At 45.1% G+C, this 26,048-nt stretch carries 30 protein-coding genes; 18 read left to right on the forward strand and 12 right to left on the reverse strand.

Going from position 1 to position 26,048, the window contains the following annotated elements:
* Positions 1-2 precede the first annotated feature (2 nt).
* The 9 genes from prmA to N746_RS0108290 all read left to right on the forward strand — a co-directional run bounded on the left by prmA (position 3) and on the right by N746_RS0108290 (position 7,506).
* Positions 3-878 (forward strand): 50S ribosomal protein L11 methyltransferase, encoded by an 876-nt coding sequence (prmA, locus tag N746_RS0108250; protein WP_029935672.1) that lies wholly within the window; start codon positions 3-5, stop codon positions 876-878.
* A gap of 34 nt (positions 879-912) precedes the next feature.
* Entirely contained in the window at positions 913-1,878 is a 966-nt protein-coding gene (gene dusB / locus N746_RS0108255; protein WP_029935674.1) for a tRNA dihydrouridine synthase DusB, read from the forward strand.
* 28 nt (positions 1,879-1,906) lie between these two features.
* Positions 1,907-2,164 (forward strand): helix-turn-helix domain-containing protein, encoded by a 258-nt coding sequence (locus tag N746_RS0108260; RefSeq protein WP_029935677.1) that lies wholly within the window; start codon positions 1,907-1,909, stop codon positions 2,162-2,164.
* Positions 2,165-2,224: 60 nt separating this feature from the next.
* Positions 2,225-3,787, forward strand: a complete 1,563-nt coding sequence (purH, locus tag N746_RS0108265) for a bifunctional phosphoribosylaminoimidazolecarboxamide formyltransferase/IMP cyclohydrolase (protein ID WP_029935679.1) — start codon at positions 2,225-2,227, stop codon at positions 3,785-3,787.
* Positions 3,788-3,987: 200 nt separating this feature from the next.
* Positions 3,988-5,274, forward strand: coding sequence for a phosphoribosylamine--glycine ligase (gene purD / locus N746_RS0108270; protein WP_029935680.1), 1,287 nt, complete (start codon positions 3,988-3,990; stop codon positions 5,272-5,274).
* A gap of 128 nt (positions 5,275-5,402) precedes the next feature.
* Positions 5,403-5,672, forward strand: a complete 270-nt coding sequence (locus N746_RS0108275) for a late competence development ComFB family protein (protein ID WP_029935681.1) — start codon at positions 5,403-5,405, stop codon at positions 5,670-5,672.
* A 15-nt stretch (positions 5,673-5,687) separates the two neighbouring features.
* Complete coding sequence (locus N746_RS0108280) at positions 5,688-5,975, forward strand: late competence development ComFB family protein (RefSeq protein WP_029935683.1); 288 nt, start codon at positions 5,688-5,690, stop codon at positions 5,973-5,975.
* Positions 5,975-6,610 (forward strand): class I SAM-dependent methyltransferase, encoded by a 636-nt coding sequence (locus tag N746_RS0108285; protein WP_029935685.1) that lies wholly within the window; start codon positions 5,975-5,977, stop codon positions 6,608-6,610. The genes N746_RS0108280 and N746_RS0108285 overlap by 1 nt, the downstream gene beginning before the upstream one ends.
* A gap of 125 nt (positions 6,611-6,735) precedes the next feature.
* Complete coding sequence (locus N746_RS0108290; RefSeq protein ID WP_029935687.1) at positions 6,736-7,506, forward strand: transporter; 771 nt, start codon at positions 6,736-6,738, stop codon at positions 7,504-7,506.
* Positions 7,507-7,573: 67 nt separating this feature from the next.
* Here the strand turns inward: N746_RS0108290 and N746_RS0108295 are convergent, their stop codons facing one another.
* Complete coding sequence (locus tag N746_RS0108295) at positions 7,574-8,140, reverse strand: Tll0287-like domain-containing protein (RefSeq protein WP_029935688.1); 567 nt, start codon at positions 8,138-8,140, stop codon at positions 7,574-7,576.
* 472 nt (positions 8,141-8,612) lie between these two features.
* On the opposite strand from N746_RS0108295, the gene N746_RS0108300 reads away from it, so the two are divergent.
* Positions 8,613-9,419, forward strand: a complete 807-nt coding sequence (locus tag N746_RS0108300; protein ID WP_029935690.1) for a DUF2189 domain-containing protein — start codon at positions 8,613-8,615, stop codon at positions 9,417-9,419.
* A gap of 102 nt (positions 9,420-9,521) precedes the next feature.
* Here N746_RS0108300 and N746_RS0108305 read toward each other — a convergent pair whose 3' ends face one another.
* The 3 genes from N746_RS0108305 to N746_RS0108315 form a co-directional block, all read right to left on the reverse strand.
* Entirely contained in the window at positions 9,522-10,301 is a 780-nt protein-coding gene (locus N746_RS0108305; protein ID WP_029935692.1) for a PhzF family phenazine biosynthesis protein, read from the reverse strand.
* A gap of 67 nt (positions 10,302-10,368) precedes the next feature.
* A complete protein-coding gene (locus N746_RS0108310; protein WP_029935694.1) occupies positions 10,369-11,097 on the reverse strand; it encodes an NAD(P)-dependent oxidoreductase in 729 nt (242 codons plus the stop codon).
* A 107-nt stretch (positions 11,098-11,204) separates the two neighbouring features.
* A complete protein-coding gene (locus tag N746_RS0108315) occupies positions 11,205-11,354 on the reverse strand; it encodes a hypothetical protein (RefSeq protein WP_156018310.1) in 150 nt (49 codons plus the stop codon).
* Between the two features lie 445 nt (positions 11,355-11,799).
* On the opposite strand from N746_RS0108315, the gene N746_RS10460 reads away from it, so the two are divergent.
* Genes N746_RS10460 through N746_RS0108345 form a run of 6 tightly spaced genes read left to right on the forward strand, consistent with a single transcriptional unit; the run spans position 11,800 to position 14,914 of the window.
* Positions 11,800-12,243: a DinB family protein gene (locus N746_RS10460; RefSeq protein WP_051678592.1), complete on the forward strand. Its 444-nt coding sequence runs from the start codon at positions 11,800-11,802 to the stop codon at positions 12,241-12,243.
* Complete coding sequence (locus N746_RS0108325) at positions 12,212-12,763, forward strand: pyridoxamine 5'-phosphate oxidase family protein (RefSeq protein ID WP_029935699.1); 552 nt, start codon at positions 12,212-12,214, stop codon at positions 12,761-12,763. The genes N746_RS10460 and N746_RS0108325 overlap by 32 nt, the downstream gene beginning before the upstream one ends.
* Positions 12,763-13,431, forward strand: coding sequence for a hexitol phosphatase HxpB (gene hxpB / locus N746_RS0108330; RefSeq protein WP_038125932.1), 669 nt, complete (start codon positions 12,763-12,765; stop codon positions 13,429-13,431). The genes N746_RS0108325 and hxpB overlap by 1 nt, the downstream gene beginning before the upstream one ends.
* Positions 13,428-14,099 carry a class I SAM-dependent methyltransferase gene (locus tag N746_RS0108335; protein WP_029935703.1) on the forward strand — a complete coding sequence of 224 codons (672 nt, stop codon included), beginning with the start codon at positions 13,428-13,430 and terminating at the stop codon, positions 14,097-14,099. Before hxpB ends, N746_RS0108335 begins: the two co-directional genes overlap by 4 nt.
* A 1-nt stretch (position 14,100) precedes the next feature.
* Entirely contained in the window at positions 14,101-14,319 is a 219-nt protein-coding gene (locus N746_RS0108340; RefSeq protein WP_029935705.1) for a hypothetical protein, read from the forward strand.
* Positions 14,273-14,914, forward strand: coding sequence for a DUF459 domain-containing protein (locus tag N746_RS0108345; RefSeq protein WP_081836009.1), 642 nt, complete (start codon positions 14,273-14,275; stop codon positions 14,912-14,914). The genes N746_RS0108340 and N746_RS0108345 overlap by 47 nt, the downstream gene beginning before the upstream one ends.
* Here N746_RS0108345 and N746_RS0108350 read toward each other — a convergent pair.
* Positions 14,911-16,113 carry a multidrug effflux MFS transporter gene (locus tag N746_RS0108350; RefSeq protein ID WP_029935708.1) on the reverse strand — a complete coding sequence of 401 codons (1,203 nt, stop codon included), beginning with the start codon at positions 16,111-16,113 and terminating at the stop codon, positions 14,911-14,913. The two genes, N746_RS0108345 and N746_RS0108350, sit on opposite strands and share 4 nt — an antisense overlap.
* Positions 16,114-16,244: 131 nt before the next feature.
* Here N746_RS0108350 and N746_RS0108355 point away from each other — a divergent pair, with 131 nt between their 5' ends.
* Positions 16,245-16,604: a DUF1801 domain-containing protein gene (locus tag N746_RS0108355; protein ID WP_029935710.1), complete on the forward strand. Its 360-nt coding sequence runs from the start codon at positions 16,245-16,247 to the stop codon at positions 16,602-16,604.
* 39 nt (positions 16,605-16,643) lie between these two features.
* Here N746_RS0108355 and N746_RS0108360 read toward each other — a convergent pair whose 3' ends face one another.
* The 7 genes from N746_RS0108360 to clpB form a co-directional block, all read right to left on the reverse strand.
* Positions 16,644-17,882 carry an adenylate/guanylate cyclase domain-containing protein gene (locus tag N746_RS0108360; RefSeq protein ID WP_029935711.1) on the reverse strand — a complete coding sequence of 413 codons (1,239 nt, stop codon included), beginning with the start codon at positions 17,880-17,882 and terminating at the stop codon, positions 16,644-16,646.
* Positions 17,883-18,173: 291 nt separating this feature from the next.
* Positions 18,174-19,244, reverse strand: coding sequence for a GGDEF domain-containing protein (locus N746_RS0108365; protein ID WP_029935713.1), 1,071 nt, complete (start codon positions 19,242-19,244; stop codon positions 18,174-18,176).
* A gap of 583 nt (positions 19,245-19,827) precedes the next feature.
* Positions 19,828-20,580, reverse strand: a complete 753-nt coding sequence (locus N746_RS0108370) for a hypothetical protein (protein WP_156018314.1) — start codon at positions 20,578-20,580, stop codon at positions 19,828-19,830.
* A 191-nt stretch (positions 20,581-20,771) separates the two neighbouring features.
* Complete coding sequence (locus N746_RS0108375) at positions 20,772-21,104, reverse strand: DMT family transporter (RefSeq protein WP_029935717.1); 333 nt, start codon at positions 21,102-21,104, stop codon at positions 20,772-20,774.
* Between the two features lie 153 nt (positions 21,105-21,257).
* Positions 21,258-21,728 (reverse strand): GNAT family N-acetyltransferase, encoded by a 471-nt coding sequence (locus tag N746_RS0108380; RefSeq protein WP_051678593.1) that lies wholly within the window; start codon positions 21,726-21,728, stop codon positions 21,258-21,260.
* A 53-nt stretch (positions 21,729-21,781) separates the two neighbouring features.
* Positions 21,782-22,345, reverse strand: a complete 564-nt coding sequence (locus N746_RS0108385; RefSeq protein ID WP_029935722.1) for a CPBP family glutamic-type intramembrane protease — start codon at positions 22,343-22,345, stop codon at positions 21,782-21,784.
* A gap of 189 nt (positions 22,346-22,534) precedes the next feature.
* Positions 22,535-25,105, reverse strand: coding sequence for an ATP-dependent chaperone ClpB (gene clpB, locus N746_RS0108390; RefSeq protein ID WP_038125933.1), 2,571 nt, complete (start codon positions 25,103-25,105; stop codon positions 22,535-22,537).
* 103 nt (positions 25,106-25,208) lie between these two features.
* On the opposite strand from clpB, the gene N746_RS0108395 reads away from it, so the two are divergent.
* On the forward strand, positions 25,209-26,033 hold the full coding sequence (locus N746_RS0108395; protein WP_029935726.1) for a YdcF family protein: 825 nt from the start codon (positions 25,209-25,211) through the stop codon (positions 26,031-26,033).
* Positions 26,034-26,048 lie beyond the last annotated feature (15 nt).

The following is a 26,048-nucleotide window of genomic DNA, read 5'->3' on the forward strand; positions in this document are numbered from 1 at the left end:
CGATGGCATGGATACAAATCAACACCATTGTTGAAGAAGCATTAGCCGAACCGCTTTCAGATGCCCTTATGGACATCGGTGCGGTCTCGGTCACCTTCGCCGAAACCGGCGAACAAGAAATTTTCGAACCTGAGATTGGCACCACGCCTATCTGGGATCAAACACGTGTCATGGGATTATTTGATGCGGAACTCGACACCGCCGCCCTATTACTCGCACTCACCCAAGTGATGCCCCAAATCGCCACGAGCGCCTATCGCATTGAACAGATCGAAGACAAAGACTGGGTTCGTGAATGGATGGATCAATTTCAACCTATGCAATTTGGCGACAATCTGTGGATTGTGCCGAGCTGGCTAGACGCGCCCGTTCCGAGTGCCGTTAACCTACTACTTGATCCAGGTATGGCGTTTGGTACGGGTACACACCCAACCACCGCCATGTGTTTACGCTGGTTGGATAAAAACCCACCACTTAATCATCAGGTAATTGATTATGGCTGTGGATCAGGCATTTTAGCGATTGCCGCCGCCAAACTTGGTGCGGCGGAAGTTAAAGGCACCGATATTGACCCGCAAGCTATTTTGGCTAGTCAAAATAATGCACAGCGCAATCAAGTCAATATTGACTTTGCGCTGGTTAAAGACTTTCAAGCCGAACCCGCCGATTGTTTATTAGCCAACATCTTAGCTGGGCCTTTAAAACAGCTTGCCCCAGAGTTTGATCGCTTAGTAAAATCCGGCGGCCAACTTGTTCTGTCGGGTTTATTAGCCAACCAAGCTGACGAATTAGTCGCCCATTACCGTGAATTCGGATTTGAATTAAATACTCGTCATACACAAGATGAATGGGCTTTACTCGCTGGTCAAAAAGCCTAAAATACTCGCTTCATAACCAGGCCTGGTGCTCTAAATGTCATTGCAAATTGGACCTTACCCCCTCCCCAACAACTTAGTTCTGGCTCCCATGGCTGGCATTACCGACTCAGTGTTTCGTCGCCTTTGCTATCAAAACGGTGCGGGGTATGCCGTGGGTGAAATGTTAAGCGCACAAACCCATTTATGGGACTCAAAAAAATCCAGCACACGCTTTGCCAACCTAGAAGATCCCGAACCTCGTTCGGTACAATTACTCGGGATAGACCCGCAAGAACTTGCCCAAGCCGCCCGTCTACAAGTCGAACAAGGGGCGCAAATCATTGATTTAAACTTGGGATGCCCAGCCAAAAAAGTCTGCAATATTGCCGCTGGTTCAGCCCTATTGGGATATCCCGAACGTGTTGAACAAATTTTTAAAGCCGTCACCGAGGCCGTCGATGTTCCGGTTACAGTCAAAATTCGTACTGGCACGGACCCACTAAATCGCAATGCGGTGCAAATTGCGCAACTCGCCGAACAGCAAGGTCTAGCGGCCATCACAATTCATGGTCGAACCCGCGCCGACAAGTTTTTAGGTCAAGCCGAATACGACAGTATAAAGCGCGTAAAACAGGCGGTATCACTACCCATAATCGCCAATGGTGATATTTGTGATGTCGAACAGGCGCAATTTGTATTAGAATACACGCTTGCCGATGGCATAATGATTGGTCGAGGCGCGCTGGGAAATCCCTGGATTTTCAAACAGATTGAGGCTTACTTGTCGAATAAACAAGCTGTGAGCCCGCCCGACGCAAGTCAACGCTACCAAGTCATCCGCACGCACCTAGACGGTCTGTACCAACTCTATGGTGAACTTCAAGGCCTACGGATTGCGCGCAAACATATTGGCTGGTATGCCCAACATATCGAACAGGGCGACACACTACGTCGTCGGTTCAATAGCTTGCAAAGCGCCGATGAACAAACCCTATGGCTCCAACAATTTTTTGAAACCTGACGACTGTAACTAAAGACAATGTAACTTCATGAATTTGAATACACCCACTACCTCAATAAGTGAACACCTAGTCCAAACATTGGATCACTACTTCAACACTCTTGAAGAAGAACAAGCGTGCAACCTGCATGAAATGGTGATTCAACAGGTCGAAAAACCCCTAATTGAATATGTGCTGACTAAATCTTGCGGCAATCAATCCAAAACCGCTTGTATTCTTGGCATTAACCGCAACACCCTACGCAAGAAAATTCTGCAATACAATATTATGATTGATTCGGATTGAACCCTCGCAAAAGCCAAACACCCTTTTTCTTTTTAAAATTTGTTATTCCTGGAGATCGTTATGAAACCCGTGCGTCGTGCATTAATCAGTGTTTCTGATAAAACTGGCATTATTGAATTTGCCCAAACCCTAAATAAAATGGGCGTTGATATTTTATCAACAGGCGGCACATATAAAGCCTTATTAGAAGCCGGTCTGCAAGTGACCGAAGTATCGGATTACACAGGGTTTCCAGAAATGATGGACGGACGCGTTAAAACCCTGCACCCGAAAGTACATGGTGGTTTATTAGGCCGTCGTGGTAAAGATGATGCGATTATGGCCGAACACGGCATTAAACCAATTGATATGGTCGTCGTGAACTTATACCCGTTTGAAGCGACCGTTGCCAAAGCCGATTGCTCGCTAGAAGACGCCGTAGAAAATATCGACATCGGTGGCCCAACCATGTTGCGTTCGGCCGCCAAAAACCACAAAGACGTCGCCGTCGTTACCGACCCAAAAGATTACGCTCGCATTCTAGAAGAGTTGCAAGCTAATAACGGTCAGCTTGCACATGCGACGCGTTTTGATTTAGCGATTAAAACCTTTGAACAAACCGCACGTTATGACGGCGCCATTGCCAACTACTTCGGCACCATGTTCTCAGAAGATCAAACCGATCGTTTCCCGCGCACTTTCAACACTCAGTTTGTGAAAAAACAGTCGATGCGTTATGGCGAAAATCCACATCAAAAAGCCGCGTTTTATGTAGAACGCAATGCTACTGAGGCCTCCGTTTCAAGCGCCACTCAACTACAAGGTAAAGAACTGTCATTCAACAACATTGCCGATACGGATGCCGCTTTAGAATTGGTGAAAACCTTTGATAAAACCGCTTGCGTAATCGTCAAACACGCCAATCCTTGCGGTGTATCAATTGGTTCTAGCTTATTTGAAGCTTATGATCGTGCTTATAAAACCGACCCGACTTCAGCGTTTGGCGGCATTATCGCGTTTAACCGCGAACTTGACGCGCAAACCGCCCAAGCAATTGTGGATCGTCAGTTTGTTGAAGTGATTATCGCACCAAGTATTAGCGCTGAAGCTCAAGCGATTGTCGAAGCGAAGAAAAATGTGCGCCTACTAGCTTGTGGCGAACTGTCTGGTCAACAGGCGGCTTACGATTACAAGCGTGTTACCGGTGGTTTATTAGTCCAAGATCGCGACTTAGGCATGATTACCGAATCAGACTTAAAAGTGGTCACCGACACCGCTCCAACGGCTGAACAAATGCAAGACCTATTATTTGCCTGGAAAGTGGCGAAATACGTTAAATCTAACGCGATTGTGTATGTTAAAGACGGCATGACGATTGGTGTGGGCGCTGGCCAGATGAGCCGTGTTTACAGTGCCAAAATCGCGGGCATTAAAGCCGCCGATGAAGGTTTAGAAGTGAAAGGCTCAGTCATGGCATCAGATGCCTTCTTCCCTTTCCGCGATGGTATAGATGCGGCGGCGGCGGCCGGGATTAAAGCTGTGATTCACCCGGGTGGCTCCATGCGCGACGAAGAAGTCATCGCCGCCGCCAACGAACACGGCATCGCGATGGTGTTCACTGGAATGAGACACTTCAAACATTAAATAAATCCGCAGCCGCTTATTTACTCAATCTCGGCGTTGGAGAAACGCTTCCGATGCTCACCTACTTTTAGTAGGCTGCGCTTCGGATCATTTCTCCGCCTTGATCTTGAGCAAAGCGCAGACTGCTCTACAGCATTAAATTTTGTTTTTCCTTCGTGTTCTTCGTGAACTTCGTGGTGAATCAAGTAAAGGAAGATTAAATGAAAGTTTTAATTATTGGCAATGGTGGGCGTGAGCATGCGTTGGCTTGGAAGACGTTGCAAGCGCCTAATGTTGAGCAGGTGTTTGTGGCACCGGGTAATGCGGGTACCGCGATTGAGCCGGGTTTAACCAATGTCGATATCGGTGTGACCGATCTAGCAGACCTGGTGGCGTTTGCTAAAGACAAGGCGATTGATTTAACCATTGTTGGTCCAGAAGCGCCATTAGTAATTGGGGTGGTGGATGCGTTTGAAGCGGCTGGCTTAAAATGCTTTGGCCCCAGCAAAGGGGCGGCTCAGCTAGAAGGTTCGAAAGCCTTTAGTAAAGACTTTTTAGCTAAGCACAAAATTCCGACCGCCGAATACCAAGTGTTCACCGAAGTTGATCCGGCGTTAGCCTACATCGCTGAAAAAGGCACGCCGATTGTAATTAAAGCCGACGGCTTAGCCGCAGGCAAAGGCGTGATCCTGGCGCAAACTAACGCTGAAGCGGAAGAAGCGATTCGCGATATGTTAGCGGGCAATAAATTTGGTGACGCGGGTTCACGCGTGGTGGTCGAAGAATTTTTATACGGCGAAGAAGCCAGCTTTATCGTCATGGCGGATGGCGAGCATGTTTTACCGATGGCGACCTCGCAAGATCATAAAGCGCGTGATGATGGCGACAAAGGCCCCAACACCGGCGGCATGGGTGCTTACACGCCAGCTCCGGTGGTAACGCCAGAGATTCACAACCGCATTATGAATGAAGTGATCTACCCTACCATCAAAGGTATGGCGGCGGATGGCTTGCCTTACACCGGCTTTTTATACGCCGGTGTCATGGTCGCCGCCGACGGCACGCCAAAAGTATTGGAATTTAACTGTCGATTTGGTGACCCAGAAACTCAGCCGATTATGATGCGCTTGCAATCTAACTTGGCTGATCTTTGCTTGGCTGCTTTAGACAAGCGCTTGGATCAGGTTGAAGCCCAATGGGATGCACGAAGCGCCTTAGGCGTGGTGTTAGCGGCTGGCGGTTATCCTGAAGACTACAATAAAGGGGATGTGATCTCTGGTTTAGAGCAAGTCAATGCGGATGATTTAAAAGTCTTCCACGCCGGAACTGCACTGAATGACCAAAACCAAGTCGTTACTAACGGTGGTCGCGTGTTATGCGTCACCGCGTTAGGCGATAACGTTACCGCCGCACAAAAACGTGCGTATGAAGGCGTCAAACAAGTTAAGTGGTCCGGCTGTTTTTCACGTTCTGACATAGGCTATCGTGCAATCGCGCGCGAAAAATAATCCACTTCCTTGCCTCAGACTGGTTTTGCTATCAAAGCCAGTCCCGTTTCAAAACCTACCTAAATTTCCCCTATCAATATTCTCACCTGTTGGTAAAATACAAATTGAATTTACGAGGTATTTGGCTCATGGCATTTGATTCTGTTCACAATTATTATGAAAAACTCGTGTTTGATGAAATCAATCAGTTTTATGCAAATGACAGCTTAAGTGAAGATGAGATTGAAGACATGGCTTGTTTAGCGCTCAATAAAATTCAACCCCGCTATATCAGGCATAATGTCGACATGTGTTTTTTTATGACCGAAAACGAACGTATGAAAATTGTCGATTCTGTCAAAGATGCCGTCGCCTATGCTCATGACAAAGTCACCAGAATACACAACCGCACCGCTTGATAAGGAGCCGCGACCATGGAATTAGATTCGATTCATAACTATTTCGAACGTTTGGTGTTTAACGAAATCAAAGAAAACTACGTTGGCAAAGAACTCAGCGAAGAACAGCTGACGGACATGGCTTGCTTAGCCTTAAATCAAATTCCACCGCGCTACATTCGCTACGATATCGACATGAGCTTTTTTATGACACCTCAGCAACACCACGAAGTGGAACAGAAAGTCGCGCTCGCCGTCGAAACCGCTTATCACAAAATGCTCCACCTCGAAAAACCCGAAGTATCCGCCACCCTTGACGACTAATGAGTCACGTTTGCCCGCTTTGCGCGTCAGATAATTATTATGATTTCAGCTGTCGCGACAAGCCTTATTCGCGCTGTCAGTCATGCGATTTCGTTTGGCTGAAACGCGACCAGCTCCTTAGTGAAACGGCTGAAAAAGCTATCTACGACATCCACCAGAATCAGCTAGACGACCCCGGTTATCGACAATTTCTAAGCCGTAGCTTAAATCAAGTAATCGAACATATCGCCCCGCCTGCGCAAGGTTTGGATTTTGGTTGTGGTCCAGGCCCGGCCTTAATTAAAATGGCGGAAGAACTCGGCTATGAAATGCAAGCTTACGATAAGTTTTATGCTGACCAACCCGAAGTATTAAGCCAAACATACGATTTTATTACCTGCACCGAAGTGGTAGAACATTTAGCCAATCCACGGCTGATTCTGGAGCAGCTCTGGTCGATCACCAGGCCTGGTGGTGTATTAGTAATTCAAACCAAACGGGTTTTAGACGATACACGTTTTTGTAACTGGCATTATCGTAACGACCCAACCCACATTAGTTTTTTCAGCGAACCCAGTTTCCTCTGGCTTGCGCAACGCTGGCAAACTCGAATCGAATTTCCCCATAACGATGTCGTGACTCTAAAAAAAGCCTAACCAGCAAGCCTGATCAAAAATAAAAACACTTACAAACTTGCAAACCCCCTAGCCATTTGTTTAGACTTATAAAAAATTTAGCTGTAGCTAATTATTTTTTTACATTCTAAAAGGAGATCTGAATTTTGAAAAAAACAACGTGGTTATTAATAGGATTAACCAACCTCACTTTACCCGTCTTAGCTAATGCGATGGACTTACGTCCGCTGGCGGCTGACCGACCGGATGCAACTGAAAGTCCACAAACTGTTGATAGAGGACATTGGCAAGTTGAAACGTCGATTCTGGGTTACGCACAAGACAAACAAGATGGTCAAACAACTCGAACCTATCAAGCTCTCAATACCAACTTAAAATACGGTTTAACAAATTCCGTTGATATTCATGTGGTGTTTACGCCCTATATTCATCAAGAAACGTCTAACACTTCTGAACAAGGTCATAGTGATCTAGAATTGCGCACCAAAATAAACCTTTGGGGCAATGATGGTGGTAACAGCGCCATGGCGCTGCTGCCATATATCAAACTGGCCACAGGAGAGTTTTCGAATGACAAAACAGAGGGCGGGATCATTGCTACCTACGGTTCAGGCCTAGCGGACTATAGTATTGGCGCTCAATTGCAGGTTGATTATGTTTACGATGAGCTTAAAGACGAAATGAACTTTGTTGGGAGCTATGCGGCGGTACTTGGTTATGACATCAATCATAATGTCGGCGGCTATATTGAACAGATTGGTGAGTTCGACACGGAGGATACATATATTCCTTATGCAAGCTTAGGCTTTACTTACCAAACTAATCGTAATCGACAATGGGACTTGGGGTCTAAACTTGCGATGGATGATAAAGGACAAGATTTTGAGGTGTTTTTTGGCTTAACCCAGCGTTACTAAATTAGAGCCATTTATATAGAGCACCAGGCCTGGTGGTCAAATCAACAACCAGGCCTGGTTGCTTTTGCTATAAATGTTTTTTAAAACTAAACGCACCACGGATTTGACCGACTTTATAACCGGTCGCTTTATCGTGTGGATAAAGTTCACCCAAACGTTTTTTAACGTCGTCATTAAGATTGGTGCCATGGCACTGCAAACATGGTTGACCTTCACCTATCGCAATCGCCTTCATATAACGGAAGGTTTTTTGACCACGCTCCTGCACCACTTCGCTATATTCCATTTTGGTCGGATCGGCACCTTGTGCGCGCTGCTGATCAAACTGCGTCAATACTTTAATTTCCCATGCATCAGGTTGCGCATCGGCCGAACGATTTTTTAAACTTACACGCTTTATATCCCAGCCCGAACGATCACTCAAACTCTGTGCAATTTCTGGCGCTTTGGTCTGACAAACACCAAGCGCATTAACTGGACCCCCCGACTTCATCGCCTTACCCAATGCCGGTTGCAACTGACCTGCAAATTGTTTGGCTAAATCACGAGCTTGGCTAACATCTGCCGAATCGGCAAAACTTAACCCACTTAAAGCCACCCCAAAACCGAGGACTAACGCATATCTAAGTTTCATAGCCTTACCCTTTAATTATTGCCTATCAATTCTCAAACGGCCGAGTGACGAAACTGTCATAACCGCAACCGTCAATTCAAATACTAAAGCGTCCACAAGAGTCTGTCAAAACCTTAATTTTGTAATGGTGATAACCCTAAACATTCGTTTCGATTTGAATTAAGGCACAAGGACTTATCGAGTCACACCAGGCCTGGTAACTCGAAAATTGATAGCCTCTTCCACATGACCAAGCATATAGATTTAGTAGGAAGTGAGACTAACCACCGTACAATAAATACAAAATATCTTTAAATATCTTACACTTAAGGTTATAAGAAAAGTTGATGAAGCAATATATAGATTCTATTACCATCAGTAGTACCTGTTCTGATAGTGTAGAAACTACAGGTTAAAAACTTACTCCAAACATTAGGTTTTAACCATATTAAAAACTTCAACCTTTGATGATTTTCAAAGTAAGGAGGATGTAATGCTTAAAAGCGAATTATCAACACATGATCATTATACTGAAGCGGGTGAACATATCATTTCGCATGATGCCAAGTTTTCTGACATCGGAAAATGGTTAAAAAATGGCTGGTACGACATTGCACATGCACCCGGCGTTTCACTATTCTACGGACTGGTAATGAGTTTAACCGTCGCACTCTTGTTTCTTGTTTTTCAGCAACAACCAATCTATATGCTGATTGTAGCCATCGCCTTTATTATCTTATCGCCATTTCTGGCAACGGGCTTGTATTACACAGCCCATAGACTTGAAAAAGAAAAACAAACCTCACTAGGGTCCTCTATGATCTCCTGGCGAGGGAATATCCCTGATTTCGCGCTGTTTGCTGTGTCTTTAGTGATCATTGCGGCTATTTGGGTTAACTCTATGCCATTTTTAACGGCTATTGTACTTGAGACAAGTTCACTATTAATTGTTGACACAAGCATGGGGTTAACAGGATTCATCGTCTCTGAGGCGGGCCTAACCTTCTTAGCTCTTTTTGCAGGTATTAGTTTGCTAATATCGGCATTTGTGTTTGCGATCAGTGTCGTGACCATTCCGTTGCTGTTGCATGATAAAAAAATCGGCGCCATTCAAGCCATGATTCTAAGTTTCCAAATCGTGATGGAAAATAAACAAGTTATGGCGGCTTGGGCCTTAGTGATTGGCCTAATGTTGATTGCCGGTATCGTAACACTTGGTTTAGGAATGCTGATTGTTATGCCATTACTTGGCTATGCAAGTTGGCATGCATTTAATGACCTAATCGAAATTGAAAAATAAACTTTATTAACCTCCCTATCAGGGCTCTATTAAGAGCCCTTTACCTCAAAACACCAAGACTGGTAGTTGCTTAAATATTTGCAAACATGTTTTTGTAACCATTTATATTTCAATTACGCCTTCCATATATTTCACGGCACGGCCTGAGATAAAAACCCGGTCGCTTTTTAACTCACAAAATACCTGTCCGCCTCTTTGTGAAACCTGCTTAGCACTCAGTTTTGTTTTGCCGGTTCTTTCCGACCAATAAGGCGTAAGCTGCGTATAGGCTGAACCGGTTACAGGATCTTCTGGAATACCAAATTTAGGTGCAAAAAATCTTGCCACAAAATCTTGTTTAAACGAGGGCGCTGTAACAATAACACCACGAAGATCAAGCTGTTCTAGGTAACGATGCTTCGGTTTAATGTTTAATACATCATCCTCATTGTCAAACACAACAAAGTAATCTTCGTTTTTATAACACTCAAAAGGCATTGCTCCCAGGCCATTAACAAGCGCCTCCGGCACATCACATCTAACCGGAACTTGTGCCGGAAAATCCATCGTTAAAACCCTATTCTGGCTCGTAACAATTAATGGACCCGACAAGGAATCAAAAATAATCTGCTCTTTCTTATAACCCAGTAATTCAAACAACACAAAAGCCGATGCCAAAGTAGCATGTCCACATAGCTTCACTTCTTTATTAGGTGTAAACCACCGAATATGAAAATGCTCTTCTACTGGAACAAAAAAGACCGTTTCAGAAAGGTTGTTTTCTTCCGCAATCGCCTGCATAGTCTTATCAGGCAACCATTGCTCTAACGGAATGACCGCAGCTGGATTGCCAAAAAAAGGCTTATCGGAAAATGCATCAATTTGATAAATAGTCAGCTTCATTAATACTACGCTCTATATTAAATCCAGCATATAACTTAACCACCAGGCCTGGTGATTATGATAAGTTTTACGCGAAGCCTTGATTGTAGATTACCGGCATTTGGCCTTTCCATTGTTGCCAAAGCGACTCTTCGGTTGCAAGCCGTGCCATAAAGTCGGCCACATTGATTCGGCTGGTTTTGCCCGGGTCAAAAATCGCGCTTCGGGTCGGGGAAGGATGGATTTCGTATTCGCTGACCGCATCCTCATTTATCAACGAATCGGGGCGAACCGCCACCCACTCAACCGCTTCATCCTTCGAACCGATTTGGGTTCTTAAATAATCAGCGGCTTGTTCATTATCGGGGTGTGGCGGCACCAAGGCGCGGATCAACCCCACAACCAAACGTTCACCAAACGAAATAGGCTCGTTCAAATCACGATTCCGGTTGCCCGACGTGTTCATCAACACAAAGCGCACCGCTTGCTCGGGCTGATTCACCTTAACCGCTTCACACAAACGTTTCACCGAATCGGTCACCAATTTACGCGGCGCGCCATACATACCGCGAAACGTCAAATTGTGCCCGAGACACGACGCGATGGCCGAACAGCCATTCACCAAATCCGCCAATTGAGTGTCGTTAAAATCGAGAACACTGCCCTCAATCACCGTCAATAAAGGATTCGACAGCACAGACTCCGGTAACCGTTCCGCCGAACGCACCACCGCCTTAACTGCCACACCATGATTAAGCAGATTCTCAACCAACAACCGCCCGGTCGCACCACTCGCCCCCACCACTAAAACCGACATAACACCTCCAGTCAGAGTGTAAAAACACCATTTTGCGAATAACCGTGCCAGAGCTTTGGAAGTGCCGCTCAAGTACGACTTGATAATTGATATATATATAAAGTTACTTATGACTCTTCATTTTTCTTATCTTTCTTTATCAAAAATGGAATTGCTAAAAGAAAGACAAGAAAAAATGTTACAGAAAAATAAACTAATATTGTTAACCCAAATGGAATTTTTAGTACTTCTACCGCCACTTCTGAAGATTCAAGCACACCACTTTCCTTACTTATATAAGGGTATAATTCAATATATGTATAACTAACGGCTATATTCCATAGTGTTATACACATCACTACAGCTGCCCCTAAAATAATGAGCGGTATGTAAATCCGGTTAAATGCTTCTGGATGCTTGTAGGCTAGAAAAGCTAAACCAGAAAGCCCTGCTTAAATAAGGCTCGATATTAATGTTTCCACAATTTTCAACCTACCTTTAAAATAATGCGAAGCTTTTAAATATAAAATCGTACTTTATCTTTCCCACATGATTACATTATCACATCGAATTATAGTGCGGACTCCAATCTAACTAGATACTAATGTTGGAGTAAAAATACCTTACAGTATCAAAACTTCGATGTAATTTATGATGTTTATAATGCGGATGAGGGGGTTTTAACTGGCAGTGGTGCGGAGTTGATTCCGATTGCCGAACTGGATGGTTACCGTTTGCGCTAAACACCAGGCCTGGTGTTTAGCCAACTCAAGCAGGCCTTTATCGAAAAAACTCAGGAGATGGCATGAACTTATTGCAAAATTTGGTTTGGCAAGCGCAATACAACCAGACCATGAACCGACAGTTTTTCGCCAAATGCGCGTCGAACGTGAACGCACGGATCAGCGGATTCTGGCGTTTTTCGAATCTTTATCCGAGGCCGATTTGTCGGGCACCATTCGCTATACCAGCATTGCCAACAAGACTGAAAATGCGTTTAGGCTTGATCAAATTTTGATGCATCTTTTCTTGCATCAAACCCATCATCGCGGTCAGGTTACGACGCTGATTGGTCAGTTGGGTATGATTTCAGTGACACTGATATTTCCCGTTTTAGACGGGCTAAGGAAACAGTATGGGTCAGAAACTCGACGTATTAACGGATAAGTTAATCGATTTTATTGAGCAGCAGAAAATCTACTTTGTTGGCACCGCCACCAAAGACAGTCGCGTAAATGTGTCGCCTAAAGGCATGGATTCTCTGCGAGTGCTTTCGCCGAATCAAGTGGCTTGGTTGAATGTCACCGGCAGCGGCAATGAAACCGCCGCCCATGTGCAGCAGCAGCCCAGAATGACACTGATGTTTTGCGCGTTTGAAGGCGCGCCATTGATTTTGCGTTTATACGGCACGGCGAAATTGGTGCATCGCCAAGACCCGCAATGGAATGAGCTCTATCGTCAATTCCATCCCCTTCCAGGCGCACGCCAGATTTTTGTATTGGACATTGATTTAGTGCAAACCTCTTGCGGCATGGCGGTGCCGTTTTTTGACTATGTCGAGGAACGTGAACTGTTGAACGAATGGGCGGTCAAAAAAGGTGATGATGGCATCGAACAATATTGGGAACAGAAAAACCAAACCAGTTTAGACGGCTTGCCGACGCATATTGTTGAGAAAAATATCTGATGTTGACTCCACCCTTGCAAGCCGTGATTTTTGATATGGATGGTTTAATTGTGGATTCAGAACCCTACTGGAAAAAAGCCGAGTATAAGGTATTTTCAGCGCTGGGTTGCGAAGTCACCCCACAAGATCAACAACACACGGCCAACTTAACCACTCAAGCAGTGACAGAGTATTGGTTTGCAAAATCACCTTGGCAGCAACCCAAACACCATGCCGAGCAGGCGGTGATTGAGGAAGTCGAAGCCTTGCTAAAAACCCAATGCCAAGCCAAATTGGGTTTCTACCAGGCATTAGACCTTTGCCGTCAACATGATTTAAAAGTCGGACTTGCCTCCAACGCGCCTTTGCGCTTATGTCGTGCCATAACGCAAAGCCTAAATTGTGCCGCGGCGTTCGACTGTATTTTGTCGTCCGAGCAGGTTAAAGCAGGAAAACCCGCGCCGGACGTGTATTTACATGCACTCAAAACATTAAACGCCTCCGCCGAGCTGACACTGGCTTTAGAAGATTCTATAACCGGGGCAAAAGCCGCGAAGTCAGCAGGCCTAAAGGTCATCGGCATTCCTTCTGAACACCATTATTACGAACCGTTAAAACATTTAGCCGACGTAACCTTAAGCTCATTATGCGAGCTGCGCCCTCACCACTTGATCGGAAAAACGTCATGACAGTCAAGGAAGAACAAGCTATTTTAAAGTCCTGGGACACCAATGCCAAAGCCTGGACGCAGGCGGTGCGCAATCAAGAAATCGAAAGCCGAAATCAGGTAACCAATCAAGCGATTGTCGAGGCAATCCTGGCACAAGACTTTCAATCCATGCTGGATGTCGGCTGTGGTGAAGGCTGGCTGATACGCGAAATCGCAAACACCAGGCCTGGTGATTATATGGGTATCGATGGCAGTGAGGATTTGATTCGCCTGGCACAGGAACTTGACCAGGAGCATAGCTACCTTAACCTGACTTACCAGGCGTTAAACATCGGCAGTTTACAACGCAAGTTTGATTTGATTGTCTGCAACTTCTCGCTATTCGGTAATGAATCGGTTGATGATTTATTGCTAAAGCTTAAAGGCTTGCTAAACGAAAACGGCCGGATTTTAATTCAGACTTTATATGTTGAAGATGAACAAACCGGCTGGCAAGCCGGCTCCTGGCAAGGCTTTTCTAAACAATTTACCGACCCAGCACCTTGGTATAAGCGTAATCACCAGGCCTGGATAAACACCTTTAAATATGCGAATCTATTGCTATTAAGGCACCAGATTAACTCACACCCAGATACCCGAAAACCTTGTTCGGTTATTTTTCATCTTACAACGCAAACACAGGAATAGCATGATGACCCTATTAATACGATTAAGCTTTTTATTAGCCATTACGAGCCTAGCCGCATGTAGCGCAGAACAAGCTTATTATGGGGTGCAATTTAGCCAGAAAAATCAATGCCAAAAATACCTTCCCAATGATGAAGACTACCAGCGTTGCATTGAAAGTAACAATATGAGTTATGAAGAATATGAACGCCGCCGTCAAGAACTCAAAACCTCTCCCTAAGACGACTTCAACGATGCAAGACACACGTATTTGTTTTATCGGTGATTCGTTCGTGAATGGCACGGGCGACGAAATGATGCTGGGTTGGGCCGGTCGTCTTTGCGCCGAAGCTCGACAACAAGGTCACGACATCACCTATTACAACTTGGGCATTCGTCGTCATACCTCGACCGACATTCTGCAACGCTGGCCTGAGCTTGCCCTACGCCAGCATCCAGATAGCGATAACCGCATTGTACTGTCATGCGGTGTGAACGACACCATGATGGAAAACGGTGCCTTGCGTGTCGATTTCGAAACGACGATAGATAACATGCGTGAATTATTTAAACGTATGGAATCATCACCAGGCCTGGTGGTTGGCCCGCCGCCCGTTGGTGACGCCCCACAAAATCAACGTATCCAAACCCTCTCCAATGCCATGCAGATCGAAGCTGAAACGGCTGGGTTGCCCTTTATTCCACTGTTCGATCATTTGATTCAAGATAGCGCTTACCTGGCTGAAATCGCGAAAAATGACGGCGCACATCCAAAATCGACCGGCTATAACAAAATAGCTCGTATTATCTTAGACTCTGAAAAATGGTGGTTTTAGCCACCAGGCCTGCTGAGGGTTTTGCGAACACTTAACCACAGCAAAAGTGCCACCGCGAACAATGAAGCTTGAGCTACCGCCATCGCTTGCAAACTATGGTGCACATGCGGCACCACCAGCGCAGCGACTAAACCAGCCATCCCCATTTGAAATAGACTTTGCACCGAGCTCGCCAACCCACGCTTGGTCGGCAAGCAATCCAAAGACACAATACTCAAACCCGGATTCACCATTGCAAACGCGACCGCATATAACACCAAAGGGGCGACCACCGACCAGCCCTGAATTGGCAAATAGGTTTCAAACCCCATATTGATAATCACCGCCATCGCTGCCAATCCGAATGCGACATTAATTAAGCGAGTCGGTTTATACAAATATGTCAGTCTGTGAATCAAGATCGACCCCACCAAAATCCCGGACACCACCGGCACGAACAACACCCAAAAATCCTGTTCTCCTAATTTAAGGTGATCAAAAATAATACTCGCCGACCCAGCCACGTAAACAAAGAAACCACCGATAATAAAACCTTGCGCCGCCACCAAACGCAAAAACTGTGGGTGAACGATACTTTGCCAATAGGATTTAACAATATTAATGGGATGAATCGATTGGATATGCTCTGGGTCTTGAGTTTCCGGCACACGCGCGGCAAACATCACAATAATCAGCAAGGCATATGCAGCAAGAAAATAAAACACCGAACGCCAACCGAGATGCACTTCAAGCCAACCGCCGATAATCGGTGCCATGGCTGGGGCGGCGGCAAACAGCATCATCATCAGCGCCATGGCTTTTTGCGCTTCATCACCTTGAAAGTAATCACGAATCATCGCTCGACTCGCCACTAAGCTGCCGGCAACCATAATGCCTTGCAGTGCCCGACCAAGCAGTAAAACTTCAATGCTTTGCGCCCATGCACTCAAAACAGAAGCCGCTAAATACCCCGTCAGACTCAGCAGAATAATGGGCTTACGCCCCCATTTATCCGCCATTGGCCCCCAAATCAAGGTCGCTAGCGCAAAACTAATTAAATAAACCGACAACGTCTGAGTTAATAACCCACGATCAATGGCCAGTTCCGCTTCAATACTGGGAAAAGAAGGCAAATAGGTATCAATAGTAAACGGCGCCATCATACCGATAAGCGCCACCACAACAATCAAAAACTTGGGAGATAAGGCACTGGGAGACATAAAAACAACACCGCTCAAAAAATCGATTCTAACAAATTGTAATGCCCGCTACACAATTTGTTTAAAAATAGCTTGTATATAAATAATGTAAAATCGAGCTTTGAATCAGCCAAAACCAAGAGTAGATAAACATGAGCCATCCAAATGTTATTAAACTTCTTGAAGACTGGCAAAGCACTAAGCCTGAGCTTTATCCGATAGCGGCGGCGATTTTTCAGCGCATCAGGCAACAAGCGCCGGAACTTATTGAAACGCCAAAGTATGGTGGGATCTTGTTCTCTCGAACGAAAGCTGAATCTTCAACTATTTGTGGTGTGTTTGTTTACAAAGGGCATGTCACGTTAGAGTTCAGCCAGGGTGCGCAACTTAATGATCCATACCGAGCGTTGGAAGGCTGCGGTAAATATCGCCGTCATCTAAAATTCAAACATCTGAATGATCTGGATGCGAAGCACCTGAATGATTATCTAACATGGGCAATCCAAGCCTAAACCACCAGGCCTGGTGGTCTTGATAGACGCCATTGCTGGTTACGGCATTAGCGCCCAAGCTTCGATGCTTTGCTTTTTGCCTTTCACAGGAATTGGCCCTAACGACTGAAAAACCTCTTGAGTCTCCAGTGTCAGTTGCTGGTAAACGCGATCTGAAATTATCAACGATTGTTGATGGGTTTTACAGGCAGACTCTAAACGAGCGGCCAAGTTTACATCATCACCGATTACGGTATAACTACGTCGGGCAAGGCTGCCCACATTCCCAATGATGACACGACCAAAATGGCAACCACAACCAAAGCGCTCTGGAATCGGCAGCCCTTGTTCGCGCAACTTAGCTTGAAAGTCAGGCCAGGTTTCTAAAAGTTCACGCGCGGTTCGCACCGCCGCTTCACATGCAAACTCCTTCTGTCGCAAGCCGAAAATCATCATCACCGCATCACCAATAAACTTGTCAATTACACCGCCGTTTTTACGTACGGCGCTATCCCAGAATTCAAAATATTCATTGAGCATACGTGTGATTTGTTCGGCTTCATGGGTTTCGGTCAGTCCGGTGAAATTTCGTATATCCGCAAACAATACACAAAGCTCCGCCTTTTCGGCTTGAGCTGCCTGTCCAGAAAGAATACGATCACGAATACGGTCATCAACATATAAGCCAAAAAGTAGATTCAACCGATCTTTTAAGCGGGTTATTTCCATTCGCCCCAACCCAAGAATCAAAGCCAGAACCAATCCACCAAAGATGATATAAAGATGAGTCCGATCATCTAAAAACTCCGGAAGATAAGTAAATATTCCAAAAATGGTTAACTCAGCTTCAGGCACCCCTTCTTTAGTCACATCAAAATAAAAATACAGAAACAGAAAAATACTGATGGTCATAGCAACTAACGCCAGCTCTGTGAGCTGTTGGTTTTTGCCTTGTTCTTTTAAGTGCATAATATGTAATTGTAGCAACGCCGTTAGCAACGCATAAATCCAGAAGCCCATGTGGGCCGCATTAAAAAGATAACTCAACCCTTCGCTTATTTCAGAAAGACTATAAATTACAGGAACAAGAAAGGTACCTAACAAGCGAACCCAAAGTCGGTGACCCTGAATAGCCAGCCATGCGGATTGCACAATCAACGCAATCAAAAGCAACAAATGATCCGTCTCTAGAAGAAACCCTAACCCATTTTCCGACATGCGCATGACAATATAAAACAGCGCAAACTGACCGGAATAAAACAGCAATTCATCCAAAAAGGATTTCAGGTGACGGTGCATGGTTGGTATCCTCTATTGATTTTCAGATTTACACACCTGATATTACTTTAAACCATGTCAACTGTGTGGTAATTATAAAACTTCAATCAATGGGAATTAGCTAATAGACAAAAAATAAATTATATTTTAGTGTCCAACTTATTCAGTATTGGAGAAATGGTGCAGAAATCCGTAATGGCTAGAGTCGCCCAAAGGACTAACGATGAAGTGGTCTGTATATCCTATATGGAGGATAAACACTTCGCATTAGGTAGTAAAACAACACTTTGAACGGGTTGCAACAAGAGCCACTCAAGTGCGTACTTGAAACCCGCCATCTTTTTTAGCTTGGTACATTTTATCATCGGCTATTTTAATGAGTTGGTCACCATCAATATATTCATCTAGCCCTGTTTCGGCAATGCCTACACTAAAGCTATAGTCAGGATATTTTTCATTAAATTCGTTCATAATTTTTTTACAGATAACCTTAGCTTCATCTGCCCCACAATCCGGCAGGATGATACAAAACTCATCGCCGCCATATCGACAGGCTATATCCGTTGATCTCACATTATTAAGCATGGCCTTACCGATGCTTTTGAGCACATCATCCCCTTTAAGATGACCATGTGTATCATTAATGTTTTTAAATTGATCAATATCAAAGTAGACCAAAGACAACTTCACCTGTCGCCTTTTTGACGTTGCAAGATCCCGGCTAAGAAGCTCCTGCATGACTCTTTGGTTATAAAGATTAGTTAACGGATCGAGCTGAGCCTGTTCCTCTAGTTGCAAGGTGCGTTCAGCTACTTTTTCTTCTAAGCTTTTTGCATAAATTTCCGTTCTATTTTTAGCGTTTTCTATTTCACCGACCAAGCTATCAATGTAGGTATCAAATACCAAGGTTGTGTCAAAATATAGCAATTTTTCAAGCGCATCGATTGTCCGATCATATAGATCCTTATCAGAAATGATTCTTTTTAAAGTTTTGATGATCATCTCTTTCAGTGTTCTAACCGCAGAAAGATAGAGTTTTGGTTCAACGCCAATACGTTTATGCACCATACCAATACGCAAGCGATTATTAACATACTCACTGTCATAACTACCTGAAAACAAATCCATAACATATTTACGCTGAGCCGCGCGTAAACGCATTAAAGTATCCGCATCACCTATTAAAAGTGATATTTCATCAATTTCCGTTTGTTTCTCATAGAACTCATCCACAATCACATCAATATTATCTTCGATGATGCTTTTATGGCCGTGCAGTAAACTTAATTCTTCACTGGTTAGACTCAGAAGGTTCATGCGATGTGATATTTCAACATCACTCATTTTCATTTGTTCAAGAAGCGTTTGCTCAGTGCGTTTCAATCTCAGTCTCCTATCTTGACCTAATGTTGAAGCTGTAAGGCATGATGCAATAAACGGCCGAGCCAACTGCCTGATTTAGAGCGATTAAGCATATAAACACCAATGATTGTTATCATTTGTCACCGGCTAAAAAGACATGACAAAACACTCATAAAAACTAGTAACTGAGCCCATGTAAAACACAGTAAAATCTAGTTATAACACTCATTAATATTTAGATCATACCAGATAGTTTAGCGGATAGAAATAACCATGTAATTAAGTAGGTTTTTTATAACTAGAGGATATCTAAGGGACAACCACCAGGCCTGGTGGTTTAAAAATTTTTATTGAAAACTGACATTAATAAAAAGCGGCACATAAAAGCTTTAAGATAAGGACGCATAATGCTTACCAAGCACGGGCTCCACGTATCCCTATATCCAGCATCACCCCTTGAAACTAATGTTTTAATAAAGTTAACACGACTTGATCAAAGAAAGTTTGCCATTAATCCAACTTTGACAAGGCAAATTAATGACAAATAATAATGAACACGACCGTAATTGTTTTACGTTTTAGAAAAAGATGAAAATTAACCTTTCTAACGCTTACGTTTGATGTCTCGCAATTCAATGACATCAAAACCAGGAATAGGCCATGTGTCTGCACGTATCTCAGCCTTAAACACACCCCACATTTTCTTTCCGCTGTCATCGGTGCCGTTCCAGTTCACCCGCTTCGTACCCCCCTCATCAAAGTGCCAGTCCAGAGTTTTGCGTCGTTTCCAGAAAAACCAAAACATACGCCGATAGATCTGAATACGACCACTCGCTTGAGTATCTAGTGTGAATTGAAACTGAGTGGTGCCAGAGGTTTTATTCTTAGGACTGAAACTGGCTTCTGTGACCAGGTCGGCGACATTGGTATGGCGTGTCACAGATTGAGGTGTTACGTTGTTAGGAAAATAGGCAATGAGATTGACGGAACAAGTGCTAATTTTATCTTCAAAGGTGTGAACAAGGCGCGCCTCACCTTTTTCGTCTGTAATAGCTGATCCTAGGGGGTATTCCCTACCTGCATGATAGACAATGGCAAACTTAACTTCCTTTCCAGCCAAGGCTGAGGTTTCCGTACCCTTGTACTCAATGTCTGCTTTTAATTCAAGCGGTTGGCCACGCGGAATATTAGTACTCCAATCGGCACTGCCACCCTGGTAAACGAGTTCGAATTCAGATTCATAAGCAACAGCACGAGTCTGTCGTTCAAAAGGTTCACAGTGTCCACAAGGATCGTAGTCTTTTGCCGCCAGAGCCTCCTCTAAAGTCTCATAGCGTTCCTTGTGTTCTGAGCTCATGAGCCGCACCCAAGGGCAATAATTGTAGTGCAACTCTTTGCTGTGGGAGTTTCCTATGTAATACATGTCGATCTCCTTTCGTTGGGTTAACAACTACTTAACTATAGACCGACCCGATTCAAGCGTCAACCCAACGGCCTAACCGCTGGTTTTATTATGTTTTATGAGCGTCCACCAGGCCTGGTGCTTAGCTAATGCGCGGTCGAATTCGAAAAGAGTTGTAAGACTAAAACGCCGCTAATAATCAAGCCGATACCCAACCAGGCCGCCCAATCTAAGGTTTGCGAAAACATAACCCAGCCGATCAATGTAATCAACGCAATCCCCACACCCGACCAAACCGCATAGGCCACACCGACTGGAATGTACTTTAAGGTCATCGACAACAAATAAAACGCAATCGCATAACCGACAACCACCACCAGTGACGGCCAAAGTTTGCTAAAGCCATCACTCATTTTTAACGCCGTCGTGCCAATCACTTCCGCTGCAATCGCCAAACCCAACAATACCCAAACATTCATAACCGCCCCCAGAATAATAAAAGAGAGTCTTATTCTAGCCGAACTAAAACCAACCAGGCCTGGTGCAAACACCTCGTCATACTGAACAAAGCGAAGTATCTCCTTCAGGCTGCTAACGATTTTGCAGGGTTTATCTGGCAATGGGTATTATAATTAGCCGATTATATACTCCATAAAAACGGCTTCTGGATGAGGGTTAAAACGGTAAGGCGCAATTTCCTTGAAACCAAAAGCTTGGTACAGTTTCAATGCTTTATCCAGCTCAAGGATACTGTCCAGCCGCACCGACTTATACCTCATTTCACTAGCCTTAGCCAAAAAAGCCTCTGTTAAAGCCCGACCAATACCCATGCCGTGATAATCAGCCAGTACAAACATACGTTTCATTTCGGCTACATAGGGTTCAAATTCCCTAAGCCCTACGGCCCCCACATAAACACCGCCTAGGTTTGCCAACAATAATGAGCCTTTGGGCGGGGCGTACATTTTAGGCAATGTCTCCAACTCATCGGCAAAACCCTGAAACGACAAGTCGTACCCCAAAAACTCAGCATAAGCGCGAAACAATTGACCACCTGCCTCAAACTGCTCCGTCGTCTCGGCTATCTCAATTTTTACACTCATCTGCATCTCCTAACGATTAACTGTTTGGTGAGGACAACCACCAGGCCTGGTGGTCAGATTAGGTTGAGTTTCCAACCCAATAAAATAATCAAGGTATGAGCCTCGCTTGCCCAAAGCACACCATAAACGATGCCATATTTCTGGCGCACATTTAGATATATCGCGCCGAGTAGAATCCCAGTTGCCAACACTATAACGCCATACAGGTAATCAGAGTAAATCGCCGGATGCACCAAGGTGAAAAACAAGGCCGTGCCTAAAACGATTTTCCAGCTCTTAATACCGCGTTTAATCAAGAGCTCAAACAACACGGCACGAAGCAGTATCTCCTCCACCAAAGCCGTCATCACAAACGCCACCGCCACCCGAATTGGATCTAACTGCAAAACCCAACCCGCCAATAATGACAGACCAACTAACGCAACAAATAAAGCCGCAACACGACCAAACTCAGAAAAAGTATGAGTATAAAAATAGAACGCCGCAATCACGCCAACCAGAAAAACCGCGCGCTCAACATCCAGATAATAAACCCCAAAATCGAGATGAAAACCAGGCACAATTTTGGCAACAGCCAAACCTAGAATCGCAAAGATAAGAAAATGAATTGATTTCATAAACAAACCTGGTTGTAAATGGGCGCTATGGATATTTTAAACACGCGCTTGACCTACAATCCACTACCCTCCTAAGTACCCAGGTAAAACATCATACATTAAAAATAAAATCGCTAGGCCTGGTGATTACTGAATTTCAGGCATAAAAAAAACCCCGCTTTCGCGGGGTTAGGTTGGAGAGTGCTACAGCTAGTGGAAGTTGAGTTCGCCGTCTTCCAATTCGACGTGGATGGTCGAACCGGGTTGAAACTCGCCTTTTAGGATGCGTTGCGCGAGCGGGTTTTCCAGACGTTGCTGGATCACTCGTTTTAGCGGACGCGCACCATAAACCGGATCGAACCCGGCTTCGCCCAATACATCCAGTGCCGGAATCGAGACGTCAATTTTCAGGTCGATGTCGGCCAAGCGTTTGCGTAGGCTTTCTAACTGAATATCGGTAATCGCACGAATCTGACTTTGACCAAGTGGGCGGAATACCACGATGTCGTCAATTCGGTTAACGAATTCGGGACGGAAATGTCCACCCACCACTTCCATTACCGCCGACTTCATCGCATCGTAATTGCCTTCGCCGGCCAGTTCTTGAATGATCTGCGAACCGAGGTTCGAAGTCATCACAATCACCGTGTTACGGAAATCAACTGTGCGGCCTTGACCATCGGTTAAACGCCCGTCGTCCAGCACTTGTAACAGGATATTAAACACATCCGGGTGCGCCTTTTCGACCTCGTCCAGCAAAATTACCGAATAGGGTTTGCGGCGCACGGCTTCGGTTAAGTAACCACCTTGTTCGTAACCCACATAGCCGGGTGGCGCACCGATTAAACGCGCAACCGAGTGTTTTTCCATAAATTCAGACATATCCAAACGCACAATCGCATCCTGACTGTCGAATAAGAAATCCGCCAAAGATTTGGTTAACTCGGTTTTACCCACCCCAGTTGGGCCAAGGAATAGGAACGAACCATTGGGTTTGTTTGGATCAGACAGACCAGCGCGCGAACGACGAATCGCATCCGATACGGCTTTCACCGCTTCGTCTTGACCCACCACTTTGGCACTTAGGCTATCTTCCATGCGTAATAACTTATCGCGTTCACCCTCCATCATGCGCGAGACTGGAATCCCCGTCCAACGCGAGACCACTTCGGCGATTTCTTCTTCGGATACCTTATTGCGCAACAGGTGCATTTCGCCCTTGTCTTCTGCGTTGACTTCCAGCTCATCGGCCGCTTTGATCTTGGCTTCTAAGTCGGGAATCACGCCATATTGCAACTCAGACATGCGCCCCAGATTACCTTCGCGACGCGCGGCTTCCATTTCGGTACGCGCTTTGTCGAGGGCTTCTTTATATTGTTGCGCGCCTTGCAAGGCGGCTTTGTCTTTTTTCCAGACTTCTTCAAAGTCGGAATATTGTTTTTCCAGTTCTTTGATTTGGTCTTTTAAGATTTCTAGGCGTTTTTTCGACGCCTCATCTTTTTCTTTTTTGAGCGCTACCTGCTCCATTTTGAGCTGGATTAAACGGCGATCAAGCTTGTCCATTTCTTCCGGTTTGGAATCAATTTCCATACGAATTCTTGAAGCCGCTTCGTCTATCAAGTCAATGGCTTTATCCGGCAACTGACGGTCAGTGATATAACGCTGCGACAAACGCGCCGCCGCCACAATCGCGGGGTCCGTAATCGCGACACCGTGATGCACTTCGTAACGTTCTTTTAAGCCACGTAAAATCGCAATCGTGTCTTCTTCAGTTGGCTCGTCCACCAACACTTTTTGGAAACGACGTTCTAACGCCGCGTCTTTTTCGATATTGTCGCGGTATTCATTAAGCGTGGTCGCGCCGATGCAATGCAACTCGCCACGCGCTAAGGCTGGCTTCAGCATATTACCGGCATCCATTGCACCTTCGGCTTTACCCGCACCCACCATGGTGTGGATTTCGTCAATAAACAAAATCACCTGACCTTCATTTTTCGACAGGTCTTTCAATACCGCTTTAAGACGTTCTTCGAATTCACCGCGATATTTCGCACCGGCCAATAACGAACCCAGGTCCAAAGACAACACGCGCTTGTTACGCAATCCCTCTGGTACTTCGCCATTAATAATGCGCTGGGCTAAACCTTCCACTATCGCGGTTTTACCGACACCAGGCTCACCGATTAACACCGGATTGTTTTTAGTACGACGTTGCAATACTTGGATCGCACGGCGGATTTCGTCATCACGACCAATCACCGGATCAAGCTTGCCAGACTCGGCACGCGCGGTTAAGTCGATGGTATATTTTTCTAACGCTTGGCGCGTTGATTCTGCATTTTGATCTTGCACGCTTTCCCCTCCACGTACTTGTTGAATCGCATCGGCCAGCTTATTGGGCTGTGCACCGGCTTGTTTTAGTAGGTCGGCGACTTGATCTTTCGAATCTAACGCCGCTTGTAAAAACAATTCGCTCGAAATATAGGCATCGCCGTTTTTCTGCGCTTGCTTTTCCATTAGGTTTAAAATCGCACCGGATTGTCGCGATAATTGAACCTCGCCCCCTGTACCCGATACTTGCGGCAAAGCGCTTAGTTTAGTCTCAACCGCTTGGTTCAGCGCATTTACGTCCACACCGGCTAAACGCAGCAAGTGACCTTGCTCTGGAACTAACGCGGCCAGAATATGTAAAGGTTCAATAAATTGATTGTCGTTCGTCACAGCCAGCGACTGTGCCTGGCCCAGAACGGATTGGAATTGTGTAGTAAACTTGTCCATCATAGTGCGTCACCTCAGTTTCTATTGGTGGTTTTATAGGACTTAGCGAGAGGTTTTCAAGTAGCGCGCTTAAATTAATTTTTAATTAGTTGAAAATAAAAGAATTATGGATACAGTTTTCTTTGTGTTATCAAAACTGGGCTGGATGATTTTAAGCCCAGGAAATTTGTTAGTTATTAGCTTTATATTAGGCACGCTACTGGTATATTTCAAGGCTTATTCCGCTTCAAAATGGATTTTAATTCCGACCTCACTCGCGGCGGCTTTGGTACTGGTTTATCCAGTAGGTGACTGGCTGATTCAACCACTCGAAAAACGCTTTGCCAAACCTTATGTTATGCCTGAAAAAGTTGATGGCATCATTATATTGGGCGGTGGCGAGGACCTTAAACGTTCACTAAGCTGGGGCGTGGCCGAACTCGGTTTAGGCGGTGATCGTTATATTGCGACCAAATACCTAGCCGATTTATACCCCGATGCGCCTGTTATTTTTAGCGGTGGTAGCGGTTCGATTTATTTGCAAGATAGCGGGCGCGAAGCCAGTATTTCCGCCGACCTTTTCCAGCAGATGGGTTTGGATTCGCAACGTTTGATTTTGGAATCTAACTCACGCAATACCTATGAAAACTTCCGTAATCTGCAACCCATCACCAGGCCTGATGGTCAATATTTATTGGTCACCTCAGCGTTTCACATGCCGCGTTCGGTTGGCATTGCACGCCAATTTGGCCTGAATGTCACTCCTTATCCGGTGGATTATCGCAGTAATCATGCCGATTATCGGCATCTGGATTTTGACTTGTTTGACCATTTAAAAGCGCTGGAATCGGGCTGGCGCGAATGGATTGGTCTGAGCGTATATTATTGGACAGGTAAAACCAGTGCTTGGTTACCTGCACCTATGCCCCTTCACCCCGATTCCCCGTTATAATGGGGCACATAATTT

The sequence above is a fragment of the Thiomicrospira pelophila DSM 1534 genome (assembly GCF_000711195.1).
Lineage (GTDB): Bacteria > Pseudomonadota > Gammaproteobacteria > Thiomicrospirales > Thiomicrospiraceae > Thiomicrospira > Thiomicrospira pelophila.